This window comes from Pseudomonas atacamensis, from assembly GCF_017167965.1.
GTDB classification, from domain to species: Bacteria; Pseudomonadota; Gammaproteobacteria; order Pseudomonadales; family Pseudomonadaceae; genus Aquipseudomonas; species Aquipseudomonas atacamensis.
The window spans coordinates 3,328,087-3,341,587 of the sequence record NZ_CP070503.1 but is presented as its reverse complement, the minus strand read 5'-3'; the positions used below and the strand labels follow the sequence as shown (position 1 = coordinate 3,341,587).

Below are 13,501 nucleotides of genomic sequence, written 5' to 3'. Positions count from 1 at the left end.
GATCATGCCCACGCTCCGCGTGGGCATGCAGCCCGGGACGCTCCGCGTTCCACTCACGGTCGGTACAAATGCGCATGCCCGGCGCGATACAACGAAGACTCGCTGAACACCTCGCTGCCCAACACCCGCCCGACCAGAATCAACGCCGTACGCCGAAACCCCTTGGCCTCGACCTTTGCGGCAATGTCCGCCAGTGTACCGACGACCCAGTCCTGATCCGGCCATGTTGCGCGGTGAATCACGGCAATCGGGCAGTCCGCGCCGTAATGCGGCAGCAGTTCAACCAGTATCTTTTCCAGATGATTGACCCCCAGATGAATGGCCATGGTCGCACCATGTTGCGCCAGGCTGGCCAGCTCTTCGCCGGCGGGCATTGCGGTCTTGTCGGCGTAACGGGTCAGAATCACGCTTTGCGAGATGTCCGGCAGAGTGAGCTCGGCGCCCAGCAGCGCTGCGCATGCCGCCGTCGCGGTCACGCCCGGAATGATCTCGAAAGGAATGTTCAGCTCACGCAAGTAGCGGATCTGCTCACCGATCGCGCCGTACAGACTTGGATCTCCTGAATGCACACGGGCCACATCCTGGCCTTGGGCATGGGCAGTTTTGATCAGATCGATGATCTGTTCCAGATGCAGTTCAGCGCTGTTGACCACGGTTTCGGCCTGATGACCTTCCAGCACCGCGGCAGGTACCAGCGAGCCGGCATAAATGATCACCGGGCAGCTGCGAATCAGCCGTTGGCCTTTGACGGTGATGAGCTCCGGGTCGCCGGGGCCGGCGCCGATGAAGTAGACGGTCATCGTTGAATCCTTGTGAAGAGGCGCAGCCCCACTGCAGATGAAGCGTGCTCATGATCAATGGCGGGGATTATCGGGATTTTATGCAGCGCCGGCCAATGCCAGCGTGGCCTGCGCATATTTCTGCCGGTGGATCAGCAGTTTTGCCGGCGCCTGAATCAACTGCTCGGCCAGCGCCAGCGCGGCGCTTTCCGCCACGCCGTAGCAGCCGGTGCGTTCAAAGGCGATCTGCGATTGATGGCTGAGGCGCTGTTGATAGGGCGCCAGCTCGGCACTGTTGAAATACTGCAGCGGCAGGTTCAATTGTGTGGCCAGTTCCAGCAACCCCGGTTCGTCGCGCTTGAGGTCGATACTCGCCAGAGCCTTGACCGCTCGCAACTCGATGCGGTGCGCCTGCAACGCTTGATCGAGTAGAGCACGCAGCGTACTGGCGGGACAGCCGCGCTGGCAGCCGAGGCCGACCACGAAGGTCGGCGCTGCGCGGTCATCGGTCATGCCTGATATGGGCCTGCGCTTTTGCGGCGGAACAACCATGCACTGATCAAGCCCAAGGCCAGCCAGAACGCGACGTTGGTCAGCTGCGAAGCGATTTTGAACTGGGTTTCCAGTGCCTCTGGGGCAAGCATCGAATGCACCTGCGGTTGCGGCGCGCCGATCACATGCGGCACGACGAGAATCGCCACACCGAGAAGCTTCATCAGCCAGTGACGACTGAAGGCGATCAGTGCCAGGCCGACGGCGGTCGAAGCGGCGGTGCCGATCCACCAGATCTGCCGCGAAGCCAGATCGGCAGCCGCAGTGCCCGGCAATTCAGGTGGCAGGCCCAAGGTCGGCGCGAGTACGAACGTCGCGTAACCGGCCAGACCCCAGAGCAGCCCTTGCGAGGTTTTGGTTGGCGCGCGCAAGGTGTACAGGCCGGCGAGCATCAGGGCGAAACCCACCGCCACCACCAGATTACCGCCAGTGGTCGAGACCACGCGCTGCCAGCCGTCTTCCGGCTCCCAGGCTTCGCCATCATGGCTGTGGGCGGCGGTGCCGGCGGCGTGTTCGTGAACTTGCGCGACCGGTTCGGATTTCTCGAAGGATTCGGCCTGCAGAATCAGTGGCGATACCCAGAAACTCTGCAGCAGGGTCAGCAGCAGGGCGGCCAGCAAGCCGGTGAAGCCTGCGGTTTGCGCAATACGCTTGATCATCTCGGCAAGCCTCAGTGGCACGGGAACGCGGCGCTGTGGCGGGTATCGTGGGCGGCGTTGTGCACCGCTTCGATGTGCGAGAAACCGGCGAACCAGACCAGGCTGGCACCGAGGATCGAGGCGAAGAGGGCGGCGGCGACGCGTTGGCCGAGTGTGGTGCTGCTGGAAATGTGGTCAGTGTGGCTGACGGTATTGCTGATGATCGACATAGCGCTTCCCTCTGAAATGTCAGCGGGTAAACAGAGCGCATGAAAATCCCTGCGAGCCCGGCACGCAGGGATTTCGAACAGCGCCCGCCCACCGCGGGTTTGTTTGTGGTCAGCGACGCTTGCGCGCGCTGGGTGTTGCGGGCCGGTCTCCGGGCTCGCGAGGGGTTGGCACGAGGCCGACCTGCAAGCATCACCTTCCCATGCCGGGGCACAGTGGATCTGACGCTTCGCTCGCTTACCGTTGCGGGGGCAGCACCGGACTGACATGGCCTTGAGTAAAGCACATGATTCACCGGTTTCCCGTTTCACCCTGTGAAGGGCACCCGTAACAAGGTGGGCAGGAGAACATGGGTTTGGGTTTTTAGTCAATTTCCGGGGAGTTTTCGGTGCTGCGGTGGGGGTGTTTTTCTGATGTTTTTGTGTGTATATCCGTTGCTGCGGGTGTTGCTGATTACGGTTTCGCCCTTACGGCGAGGCACTTTTTCCAAACGCCGAAAAAGTACCCAAAAAGGCTTGCTCCTACGTTCGGCCCTCGCAGGCTCGGGCTCCTTCGCTGCGGGACTGATCCGGGCGCAGCGGCTAGGGTTTGCTTCGCTGCACCTCCTTCCGCTGTGTCTGGCTGCGCCAGACGGTCGCTGCGCTCCCACGCCCGGATCAATCCCTCCGCTCAGCCTTCCGACGTCGCCGGTGGATCAAGATCAAGAGCACTCGAGCTTGCGCTCATTGTTGAGTGGTGCGGCTTCGCCGCGGGCAGTTGCGCTGCTTTGCTTTTGCTTTTGTGGGAGCGAGCCTGCTCGCGAAGGCGGCCTGACAGCCGACCTATCCTTAAGCGTTACGCGATCCAACTGTAGGAGCCGCCGAAGGCTGCGATCTTTTGATCTGGCTTTTGCTTTTGCTGTTGCTTTTGATCTTTTGCCCCTCCGTAACGAAGGTACCCCGAGCTCCAGCGAGCGGGCCGTACGCCGGGGCAAAGCCTTTTGGTTCCTTTTTGCTGTGCCGGCACTCCGGCGTTTGAAAAAGGGACTCGCTGTAAGAGCAAAACCTTAAGAAGCCGTTACCGCAGCAACGGATATACACCCAGTTTCAGACTCACCGACCATTGACCCACGACGGACCCATGCGTAGCCTTGCGCTTTCGAGGTTCTTCGGCACTCGCCGAAGCTAAGAAGGGAACGCGGTCAAAGCCGCGGCTGCCCCCGCAACTGTGAACGGTGATGTTCGTTGCCACGCCACTGCCAGCTCAACCGATGAGCCAGCGGGAAGGCGCAATGAACGCCAGGTCTCGCGCCTGAACGCCGTCAGCCAGGAGACCTGCCTCGTCACAGATTCTCACTACAACCGGGCGGGGTGATCCGGTGGCGAATGCTTCCGGCGTGCATGCGCGCTGCCGGTTCTCGTCCCGTATGCCCGCCGCTTGCCAAAGGGCATACCGATGAAAACACTGGCCAAACTCCCCGTCACCATCGTCACCGGTTTCCTCGGTTCGGGCAAAACCACGCTGCTGCGGCACATGCTCGACAACGCTCAGGGCCGGCGCATCGCGGTGATCGTCAACGAGTTTGGCGAGCTCGGCATTGATGGTGAGATCCTCAAGCAATGCACCATCGGCTGCACCGAAGAAGAGGCCAGCGGCCGTGTTTACGAACTGGCCAACGGCTGCCTGTGCTGCACGGTGCAGGAAGAATTCTTTCCGGTGATGCGCGAGCTGGTCGCCCGTCGCGGTGACCTTGATCACATTCTTATCGAAACCTCCGGCCTGGCCCTGCCAAAGCCGTTGGTGCAGGCCTTCCAGTGGCCGGAAATCCGTAGCGCCTGCACCGTTGACGCGGTGATCACCGTGGTCGACAGCCCGGCCGTCGCTGCTGGCACCTTCGCAGCGTTCCCGGATCAGGTCGATGCCCAGCGCAAACTCGATCCGAACCTTGATCACGAGTCGCCGCTGCATGAACTGTTCGCCGATCAACTGGCCAGCGCTGACCTGGTCATCCTCAACAAAGCCGACCAGACCAGCGCGGAAGATCTGGCTCGGGTGCGTGCTGAAGTCGCCGAAGAGCTGCCGCCAGCGGTAAAAATCATCGAAGCCAGCAACGGCCGCCTGCCGCTCGACGTGTTGATCGGCCTCGGTGCCGGCTCCGAGGAGCACATCGACAGCCGCCACAGTCACCACGATCACCACCATGACGGTGATGACGACGATCACGATCACGACGCCTTCGATTCGATCTCCATCGAATTGCCGCAAGCCGATGAAAGCCTGCTGCTCGATGCGCTGACGCAACTGGTGGTGCAACACGGCATTCTGCGCGTGAAAGGCTTCGCGGCGATTCCGAACAAGCCGATGCGCCTGTTGATCCAGGGGGTGGGCACGCGTTTTGACAAGCATTTCGACCGTCAGTGGGGCGCCGAAGAAGCGCGCGTTACGCGTCTGGTGCTGATCGGTCAGGAACTCGATGCCGCACAACTCGAAGCGCAATTGCGCGCTGCGCTCAGCGTTTAAGCCATGCACCTGCTCAGGACCCAGCCCGGCGGATTCGTCTCGGACGACAACATTGCCGATCTCGGACAAACCCCCGCCGAGCTGGTGATCCTGTGCAGCGGCGATTCCAGCCTGGCGCTGCTCGCCGAGGCCGCGCAGCAATTGCCCGATGACTACCCGAGCCTGCGTCTGGCCAACCCGATGCAGGTGCAGAATCATGCCTCGGTCGATCTATATGTCGACGAAGTGCTGCGCCACGCCAAGGTCATTCTGATCTCACTGCACGGCGGCATCGCCTATTGGCGCTACGGTGTCGAGCGGCTGGTCGAGTTGTCCGAACGCGGCGTGCAACTGATTCTGGTGCCCGGCGATGACCGTCCGGACCCCGAGCTCAGCGACTTGAGCACGGTCAGCGCCGAAGTACGCGATCGACTCTGGCAATTTCTGCGTCAGGGCGGCATGGGCAATGCACTGGATTTCTTCCGTTGCCTGGGCAACCAATGGTTTGCCCGCGATTACCCGTGGAGCGAGCCGCAAACCCTGCCGCGCACGGCGATTTATCACCCACAGAAAAACAGCGCTGCCCTGAGCGACTGGCAAGCCGAATGGCTACCCGGTCAACCGGTGGCGGCGCTGTTGTTTTATCGCTCGCATTTGCAGGCGGCGAACACGGCGTTCATCGATGTGTTCTGTCAGCGTTTGCAGGCAGCCGGACTCAATCCGCTGCCGATCGCGGTGGCCAGTCTGAAAGAACCCGGTTGTCTGTCGGTGGTCGAGGACTGGCTGGATGAAGTCGAGGCGGGGGTGATTCTCAACACCACCGGTTTTGCCCAATCGAGTCCCGAGGCGCCGCATCTGCGCCCGTTTCGCCGCAACATCCCGGTGATTCAAGCGATCTGCGCCCAGGACAACGAGCCCGGCTGGCGCGACAGCGAACAGGGCCTCGGGCCGCGTGATCTGGCGATGCACGTTGCTTTGCCGGAACTCGATGGACGCATCATCAGCCGACCGATCAGCTTCAAGGATCTGGCTTGGCGCAGCGAGCGCAGTCAGTCCGATGTGGTCTGCTACCGCGCCCAGCCCGAACGCATGGATTTCGTCGCCGAACTGGCGCGGCGCTGGGTTGCTTTGGCACACGTGCCGAACGGCGAAAAACGCATCGCCCTGATCCTCGCCAACTACCCGACCCGCGACGGCCGCATCGGCAATGGCGTCGGCCTCGATACGCCGGCGGCGGCGCTGAATATCCTCCGCGCATTGCGTGCCGAAGGTTATCCGATCACGGCCGAGTTGCCCGACAGCGGCACCGAACTGATCCAGCAATTGCTCGGCGGTGTCAGCAACGACCTCGATAGTCTCGACCTGCGCCCGTGCCAGCAGAGCCTGGCGATGGACGATTACCTGGCAATGTTCAATGCGTTGCCGGAAGCGAATCGTGTCGCGGTGCAAGAGCGTTGGGGGACGCCGCAAAACGATCCGATGTGCCGCGACGGTCGCTTGATGATCGCCGGTCTGCGTTTCGGTCTGACCTTTGTCGGCATCCAGCCGGCCCGGGGTTATCAGGTCGATCCGAGCGCGGTGTACCACGACCCGGATCTGGTTCCGCCGCACGGCTATCTGGCGTTCTATTTCTGGTTGCGCAACACCTACGGGGCCCACGGCGTGATCCACGTCGGCAAGCATGGCAATCTCGAATGGCTGCCGGGCAAGGGCGTTGGGCTATCGGAAAACTGCTGGCCGGATGCGTTGCTCGGCCCGCTGCCAAATATCTATCCGTTTATCGTCAACGATCCGGGCGAGGGCGCTCAGGCCAAACGGCGCACGCAGGCGGTGATCATCGACCACTTGATGCCACCGCTGACCCGCGCCGAAACCTACGGGCCGCTGCGCAATCTGGAGTTGCTCGCCGACGAATATTACGAGGCGCAACTGCTCGATCCGCGCCGTGCCCGCGAGTTGCAACGCGACATTCTGCAACTGGTGCGGGACACGCAGATCGACCGGGAACTGCAACTGGACGCAGCGCTGGACAGCGATGCCGATGCGGCGATCTGGTTGCCGCGTCTGGACACTTATCTGTGCGACCTGAAGGAATCGCAGATTCGCGATGGGTTGCACATCTTTGGCGAATCGCCGAGCGGGCGCTTGCGTATCGACACCTTGCTCGCGTTGCTGCGCATCCCGCGCGGTGACGGCAAGGCCGCGCAGTCGAGTCTGCTGCGAGCACTGGCTAAAGCGTTTGATCTCGGTTTTGATCCGCTGGATTGCGCCTTGGCCGATCCTTGGAACGGCCCGCGTCCGATCGGGTTGCAGGCCATCAGCGAAGAAGTCTGGCGCACCGCCGGCGACACCCGCGAACGCCTCGAACTCTTCGGCGCAGACCTGATCTCCCAAGCACTGAATGTCCCATGTGGGAGCGAGCCTGCTCGCGAAAGCGGTGTGTCAGTAAAAGACCAGTTGTCTGACCCGACGCCTTCGCGAACAGGCTCGCTCCCACAAGGGCCGGGGTGGGCGGAGGTTGATTCGATACTCGAGCATCTGCGCGAAGTCGTCGCCCCACGCCTCGATGCTTGCGGCCCGGCCGAAATGCGCGGTCTGCTTGACGCCCTCAGCGGTCGTTTCGTCCCCGCCGGCCCAAGCGGCGCGCCCAGCCGTGGCCGTCTCGACGTCCTGCCCACCGGGCGTAATTTCTATTCAGTCGACGTGCGCAATCTGCCAACAACTACTGCGTGGCGCATCGGTTTCCAGTCCGCGACGCTTATCCTTGAACGACACTTGCAGGATCACGGCGATCACTTGCGCCAGCTCGGCCTGTCTGTCTGGGGCACCGCAACCATGCGCACCGGCGGCGACGACATCGCTCAGGCCATGGCGTTGATGGGCGTGCGTCCGGTCTGGGCCACGGGCAGTCAGCGCGTGGATGATTTCGAGATTCTGCCGCTGAGTCTGCTCGATCGTCCAAGAGTCGACGTGACGCTGCGGGTTTCGGGGTTTTTCCGTGATGCGTTTGCCAATCTCATCCGCCTGTTCGACGCCGCCGTGCAAGCGGTGGCCGCGCTGGACGAGCCGGACGACTTGAACCCATTGGCCGCCAAGGTGCGCGCCGAACGCCAGGCGCTGTTGCAGTCGGGCGTCGATGAAGACACCGCGCGGCGTCAGGCCGGGTGGCGCATCTTCGGCGCGAAACCGGGGGCGTATGGCGCCGGGGTGCAAGGCGCCATCGACGGGCGTTTGTGGCAGAGCCGCGAAGACCTCGCCGAGGTTTACCTGAACTGGGGCGGCTACGCTTACGGCGGCGCCGACGAGGGCACGGCTGCCCGCGAGCAGTTCAGCCAGCGCCTAAGTCAGGTGCAGGCAGTTCTGCAGAACCAGGACAACCGCGAGCATGACTTGCTCGATTCCAACGATTACTACCAGTTCCAGGGCGGCATGCTCGCTGCGGTGGAGATGCTGCGCGGCGAAGCCGCGGCCAGTTATTACGGCGATCACAGCCAGCCGGATCTGCCGAAGATTCGTACCCTGAAGGGAGAGTTGAACCGCGTGGTGCGCTCGCGCGCGGCGAATCCGAAGTGGATCGACGGGGTCAAGCGTCACGGCTACAAAGGCGCGTTCGAACTGGCGGCGACGGTTGATAATCTGTTCGCTTTCGATGCGACCACGCAGTTGATCGATGACCATCAGTACGCGTTGCTGGCGGAGGCATATTTGCTCGATCCGGCGACCCGGGATTTTGTTCGTGAGCATAATCCCCACGCGTTGCGCGACATGACCGAACGCATGCTCGAAGCGCAGCAGCGCGGGATGTGGCAGGAGCCTGGGGCTTATAAAGAGGCGCTGGAGAATTTGCTGTTGGATATCGAGGAAGATATGTAGCCGCTAAAAAGCTACCCTCACCCCAGCCCTCTCCCGGAGGGAGAGGGAGCCGATCTCTAGCGCTGGCGGAATTTGCGTCGACCCGATGCATCACGTCGACAGAACTCGAGAGGCCATCACCGTCTGTTCCCTCTCCCTCTGGGAGAGGGCTAGGGTGAGGGCAACAACTGACACACCACAACGTCATGACCATCCACGACCACGAAAGAGCAACCCATGACCGACACCCCGCATTTCCCACTCTCCGCCGTGGTCGGCGCCGATGACCTGAAGCTCGCCCTGTGCCTGACCGCCATCGACCCGAAAATCGGCGGCGTACTCATCGAAGGTCCGCGGGGCATGGCCAAGTCGACGCTGGCGCGGGGCCTGGCGGACCTGCTCGCCAGCGGCCAGTTCGTCACTTTGCCGTTGGGCGCTACCGAAGAGCGGCTGGTCGGCACCCTCGATCTCGATGCTGCCCTCAGCGACGGTCGCGCGCAGTTTTCGCCCGGTGTTCTGGCCAAGGCTGACGGTGGCGTGCTCTATGTCGATGAGGTCAATCTGCTGCCCGATCACTTGGTCGACCTGCTGCTCGATGTCGCTGCCAGCGGTACCAACCTGATCGAGCGCGACGGCATTTCCCATCGGCATTCGGCCAAATTCGTTCTGATCGGCACCATGAACCCGGAAGAGGGCGAGCTGCGGCCGCAACTGCTTGACCGCTTCGGCTTGAACGTTGCCCTCAGCGGCCACACCGCGCCCGCCGAACGCGGACAGATCATTCGCCGGCGGCTGGATTTCGACAGCGATCCACAAGGGTTCTGCGCGCAGTGGGCGAGCGAGCAACAAATCCTGCGTTCGCGCTGTGAAAGCGCCCGCGAGCGCTTGGCAGCCATTCCACTGGATGACGCGGCATTGGCGTTGATTACCGAGCGTTGTTTCGCTGCTGGCGTCGATGGCTTGCGCGCCGATCTGGTCTGGTTGCGCGCGGCCCGCGCCCATGCGGCGTGGCGTGGGGCGGATGCGATTGCTGAAGAGGACATCGACGCGGTGGCCGAATTTGCCCTGCGCCATCGCCGTCGCGAACACCCTTCATCCAGCACCCAATCACAAGCGCAATCTCCTTCAGGCACAGACAGCAAGTCCAGCGAAGGGCAGGGCCAGTGGGGCGAGATGCCGGCGACGGCGCAAGCCACCGGTGCCCGCCGCGAAGTTCCGAGCTGGCCGCCCCTGGCAAAAAAGCCCTAGGCATTCGCCCCCGGTCCGACGCGGGGGCGAATGCCAAGCCCCGTGCCGGACAACTCGACAATGGCCGCCAGGGCCAGCGGCATGGGGCCGGCAGCGGATCGGTGAACTGGCCGGGCACGCTGCTCAATGGCCGCCCCCAGCGCCGCGCCGATCTGCTGTTTCAACAGCGCACCCGCGCGCCCCATGAAATCTGGCTGGTGATCGTCGACGCGTCGGCCTCGACCCGTCGCCATCAGGCCTTGAGCGATGCCAAGGGCCTGCTCGCGCAGCTGTTCGACGATGCTTATCGCCAGCGGGCGCGGCTGGCGTTGCTGACCGCCAGTGGTTCTGCGCCGAAATGGCAGGTGCAAGGCTTGAAGGCCTCAAGCGGCCTGGGCGTCTGGCTCGAAGGTCTGGGCGCCGGTGGCGGCACGCCATTGCTCGCGGCACTGGAGCAGGCGCAGCAATGGCTGACGCTGCGACGCAAGCGCTTTTCTGCCGAACAGCAACGCTGCCTGATCGTGACCGATGGTCGCGTGAAAGAACTGTCGGCGTTGCCAGTGCTGGCGTGTCCGGGATTGCTGATCGACATTGAGCGCGGGCCGATTCGACTGGGCCGGGCGAAGGATCTGGCGACCGCGCTGCAAGCGCAGTATCAGCATATCGATGAGCTGGATTTGCGCTGAAATCCGCTGCACCGCTCGCACCCTGTGGGAGCGAGCCTGCTCGCGAAGGCTTCTTCAGCAACGCTGAAAGTCTGCGATCAAGGTCATTCATACAGATTTTGAAATGATTTACCGCTGTGGAGCAGGTCGGTCGACGCTGTACGCTCGAAGGCCATTTTTCATTCAGGATCTACATGAACACCCTCTCGGAGCCTCCCAGTCAGCACTCTCCAGCACGCCTTCGCGCGGTCTTGATCCTTTCGCAGCATCCCGTCTTCCGACTCCCGACTATGGTTGATAACGCGGCTCTTGAGCTTTCGCGTTGCACTTCGCCGTGTCCGGCCGCCTGAATTCACTGAAGAGAGATCGAGACGTTTTATGGAATGGTTAGCGGATCCCACAGCCTGGTTAGGCCTGTTGACTCTGATCGTGCTGGAACTGGTACTGGGTATCGACAACCTGGTGTTCATCGCAATTCTTGCCGACAAACTGCCGCCGCATCAGCGCGATCGCGCGCGGATCATCGGCCTGTCGCTGGCGTTGATCATGCGCCTGGGCCTGTTGGCGAGCATTTCCTGGCTGGTTACGCTCACGCAGCCGTTGTTCGAGGTGTTCGGCAAGAGCTTCTCCGGTCGTGATCTGATCATGCTGTTCGGTGGCGTGTTCCTGTTGTTCAAGGCGACGATGGAGTTGCATGAGCGGCTCGAAGGACATGTCGGCGAGCGCTCGACCAACACAACCTACGCGCTGTTCTGGCCAATCGTGGCGCAGATTGTGGTGCTCGACGCGGTGTTCTCTCTCGACGCGGTGATTACCGCCGTGGGCATGGTCGATGAACTGGCGGTGATGATGATCGCCGTGATCATTTCCATCGGCCTGATGATCGTTGCCAGCAAGCCGCTGACCCGCTTCGTCAACGCGCATCCGACCGTGATCATGCTGTGTCTGGGCTTCCTGATGATGATCGGTTTTGCCCTGACCGCCGAAGGTCTGGGCTTCCATATCCCGAAAGGTTACCTGTACGCCGCCATCGGTTTCTCGATCCTCATCGAAGTCTTCAACCAGATCGCCCGGGCTCGGCGCAAACGTTCGATGCAGGGCGTGCGCCCGATGCGCGAGCGCACAGCCCATGCGGTGATGCGTCTGCTCGGTGGCCGCAAGCTGGCGGCCGAGGAGGTTGGTGAGGAAATCTCCGACCTGCTGGACAACGGTGAAGCGCCGGTGGCCGAGCTGTTCGACCGTCGTGAGCGGGTGATGATCAGCGGTGTGCTGCAACTGGCGGAGCGGCCGATTCGCAACCTGATGACGGTGCGCGCCGACGTTGACCTGATTGATCTTGCCGATGACGCCGAAGCCATTCGCACGAAGCTGATGCATTCGTCGTATTCACGCTTGCCGCTGATTCGCGATGGCGCGGTGGACGAGCCGCTCGGCTTCGTACACAAGAAGGAATTGCTCAAGGAGTATCTGGCCGGCAACGAGCCGAACCTGGAGCATCTGGCACGCAAGACCGTCAATCTGCTCGACAGTTACTCGATCCTCAATGCCTTGGAGCAGATGCGCGCGGCATCGACGCACATCGCCTTCGTGGTCAATGAGTTTGGCGATTTCGTCGGCGTATTGACCATGACCGACATCCTCGAATCGATCGCCGGTGAGTTGCCCGATGCCAGTGAAATCGAAGGCCCTGATGTGGTCGAAGAGCGCGGCGGGTTTCTGGTCAGCGGCGCGCTGCCCTTGGCTCGCGTTCGCCAGCGTACCGGCTTCGATGCCGAGCCGACCGAGGATTATCAGACCATGGCCGGGTTGGTCATGAGTCTGCTGGATCGGTTGCCGATGACCGGTGATCGACTGGAATACGAGGGCTGGCAACTGACCGTCAAAGCGGTAGAAGAACGGCGGGTGACGCGGGTGTTGCTGGAGCGTGAGGTGGCTTGAGCATTCGCGGAATGGCGCAGCGGTCGCTGCGCTTGTTACTGATGAAACGTAAAACGGTCCTTGCCCGTATGCTTTGATTCGTACAACGCCGCATCTGCCTTGATCAGCGCCTGATTCAACGAGTCACCCTCAGCCACCCGGGTAATGCCGATGCTGATGGTGACCGGGTGCTGGGTGGGCTGTTCACGCACTGATTGGCACAGTTGCGTGGCAAGGCTTTCAACATCCTCGCGCCGCACTCCCGCCAGATAGATCGCGAACTCCTCACCGCCCATACGCGCGTAGTCAAACGCAACCATCACTGCCTTGATATCGGCAGCGACGCGAATGAGCACCTCATCACCGATGTCATGCCCGTAGGTGTCGTTGACCTTCTTGAAGTTGTCGATGTCGATCATCATCAGGTAATGATCGCGCTCGCGCGGGCTTGCCAGCAGCCGTTGCCCTGCGTGGGTCATGAACGAGCGTCGGTTGGGAATCTGCGTCAGCGGGTCGTTATAGGCCTGATCCAGCAGCAGCCGCGACATCAGGTAGTTATTCAGCTTGGCCTCACGGAACTTCAAAAAGGTGTACACCGTGAGTGCGCAGAGAAACACGCTGTAGCAGGCAGTCAGGACGCCGCGCAGTTCAGTGATTTCGGTAGTGGTGGCAAGAAACGGGTTGAGGATCACCCAGATCACAACTTGTACCGCAAAGAACGCCCAGCGCCGCAGCGGCAGTACCGACACGCTGTACAACATGCTTGCTGCTGCCAAGACCAGCCACAAGCTGTGCGAAGCAGGCGCGAGGCCGTCGACGATCATTCGCACACCGACGGTCAATCCCAGGACCAGCAACAGGGTGAGCACATCGAAATGGCTAGCCCTGCGCGTAAAACCGAGCACCACCGTCAACAGCGCGAAACCAGCGAGAAACGCCATCGAGCGCCACGTGAAACCCTGGCCGCCGAGAAAACTGACGATCAGATCAAACAGCAGCCACATGAACACACTGACCACGTAGATCAACAGGCTGAACGGTTTGAGCCGTTCGAACTCGCGCTGGAGAAACTCTTCTCTCAACTCGTTTGACGCGGTTTCCTTCAACGCTTGCGCTTCAATGGTTTCGAACATGCTTATCCCGCTGTCTGCGCCGATCCTGGCAA

10 protein-coding genes and 2 riboswitches are annotated in these 13,501 nt (G+C 61.9%); of the genes, 5 read left to right on the top strand and 5 right to left on the bottom strand.

What is annotated here, in order from left to right; all coding sequences use genetic code 11:
• Positions 1 to 53: 53 nt before the first annotated feature.
• The 4 genes from cobM to JWU58_RS15115 form a co-directional block, all read right to left on the bottom strand.
• Positions 54 to 800, bottom strand: coding sequence for a precorrin-4 C(11)-methyltransferase (gene cobM, locus JWU58_RS15130; RefSeq protein ID WP_123442640.1), 747 nt, complete (start codon positions 798 to 800; stop codon positions 54 to 56).
• A 78-nt stretch (positions 801 to 878) separates the two neighbouring features.
• Positions 879 to 1,292, bottom strand: a complete 414-nt coding sequence (locus tag JWU58_RS15125) for a cobalamin biosynthesis protein (RefSeq protein ID WP_071172073.1) — start codon at positions 1,290 to 1,292, stop codon at positions 879 to 881.
• Positions 1,289 to 1,990 (bottom strand): CbtA family protein, encoded by a 702-nt coding sequence (locus JWU58_RS15120; protein ID WP_071172074.1) that lies wholly within the window; start codon positions 1,988 to 1,990, stop codon positions 1,289 to 1,291. Before JWU58_RS15120 ends, JWU58_RS15125 begins: the two co-directional genes overlap by 4 nt.
• Before the next feature lie 11 nt (positions 1,991 to 2,001).
• Positions 2,002 to 2,199 (bottom strand): CbtB domain-containing protein, encoded by a 198-nt coding sequence (locus JWU58_RS15115; protein ID WP_016774486.1) that lies wholly within the window; start codon positions 2,197 to 2,199, stop codon positions 2,002 to 2,004.
• Between the two features lie 123 nt (positions 2,200 to 2,322).
• A riboswitch (cobalamin riboswitch) is annotated at positions 2,323 to 2,541 on the bottom strand.
• Between the two features lie 779 nt (positions 2,542 to 3,320).
• Positions 3,321 to 3,532, top strand: a riboswitch (cobalamin riboswitch).
• Positions 3,533 to 3,631: 99 nt separating this feature from the next.
• Here JWU58_RS15115 and cobW point away from each other — a divergent pair.
• The 5 genes from cobW (at position 3,632) to JWU58_RS15090 (ending at position 12,357) form a co-directional block, all read left to right on the top strand.
• Positions 3,632 to 4,696 carry a cobalamin biosynthesis protein CobW gene (gene cobW / locus JWU58_RS15110; protein WP_024012737.1) on the top strand — a complete coding sequence of 355 codons (1,065 nt, stop codon included), beginning with the start codon at positions 3,632 to 3,634 and terminating at the stop codon, positions 4,694 to 4,696.
• 3 nt (positions 4,697 to 4,699) lie between these two features.
• Complete coding sequence (gene cobN / locus JWU58_RS15105) at positions 4,700 to 8,548, top strand: cobaltochelatase subunit CobN (protein ID WP_206420432.1); 3,849 nt, start codon at positions 4,700 to 4,702, stop codon at positions 8,546 to 8,548.
• Between the two features lie 216 nt (positions 8,549 to 8,764).
• Positions 8,765 to 9,775 (top strand): magnesium chelatase ATPase subunit I, encoded by a 1,011-nt coding sequence (locus tag JWU58_RS15100; protein ID WP_206420431.1) that lies wholly within the window; start codon positions 8,765 to 8,767, stop codon positions 9,773 to 9,775.
• Complete coding sequence (locus tag JWU58_RS15095; protein WP_241196176.1) at positions 9,748 to 10,440, top strand: vWA domain-containing protein; 693 nt, start codon at positions 9,748 to 9,750, stop codon at positions 10,438 to 10,440. Before JWU58_RS15100 ends, JWU58_RS15095 begins: the two co-directional genes overlap by 28 nt.
• A gap of 357 nt (positions 10,441 to 10,797) precedes the next feature.
• Entirely contained in the window at positions 10,798 to 12,357 is a 1,560-nt protein-coding gene (locus JWU58_RS15090) for a TerC family protein (RefSeq protein WP_206420427.1), read from the top strand.
• Positions 12,358 to 12,392: 35 nt separating this feature from the next.
• Here JWU58_RS15090 and JWU58_RS15085 read toward each other — a convergent pair whose 3' ends face one another.
• Positions 12,393 to 13,469: a GGDEF domain-containing protein gene (locus JWU58_RS15085; RefSeq protein WP_206420426.1), complete on the bottom strand. Its 1,077-nt coding sequence runs from the start codon at positions 13,467 to 13,469 to the stop codon at positions 12,393 to 12,395.
• Positions 13,470 to 13,501: the final 32 nt, after the last annotated feature.

Bases quoted from the DNA above. Each gene is read 5' to 3' on its own strand.
- cobM (WP_123442640.1), bottom strand. From the start codon at position 800: ATGACCGTCTACTTCATCGGCGCCGGCCCCGGCGACCCGGAGCTCATC.
- JWU58_RS15085 (WP_206420426.1), bottom strand. From the start codon at position 13,469: ATGTTCGAAACCATTGAAGCGCAAGCGTTGAAGGAAACCGCGTCAAAC.
- cobW (WP_024012737.1), top strand. From the start codon at position 3,632: ATGAAAACACTGGCCAAACTCCCCGTCACCATCGTCACCGGTTTCCTC.
- JWU58_RS15100 (WP_206420431.1), top strand. From the start codon at position 8,765: ATGACCGACACCCCGCATTTCCCACTCTCCGCCGTGGTCGGCGCCGAT.
- JWU58_RS15090 (WP_206420427.1), top strand. From the start codon at position 10,798: ATGGAATGGTTAGCGGATCCCACAGCCTGGTTAGGCCTGTTGACTCTG.
- cobN (WP_206420432.1), top strand. From the start codon at position 4,700: ATGCACCTGCTCAGGACCCAGCCCGGCGGATTCGTCTCGGACGACAAC.
- JWU58_RS15125 (WP_071172073.1), bottom strand. From the start codon at position 1,292: ATGACCGATGACCGCGCAGCGCCGACCTTCGTGGTCGGCCTCGGCTGC.
- JWU58_RS15120 (WP_071172074.1), bottom strand. From the start codon at position 1,990: ATGATCAAGCGTATTGCGCAAACCGCAGGCTTCACCGGCTTGCTGGCC.
- JWU58_RS15115 (WP_016774486.1), bottom strand. From the start codon at position 2,199: ATGTCGATCATCAGCAATACCGTCAGCCACACTGACCACATTTCCAGC.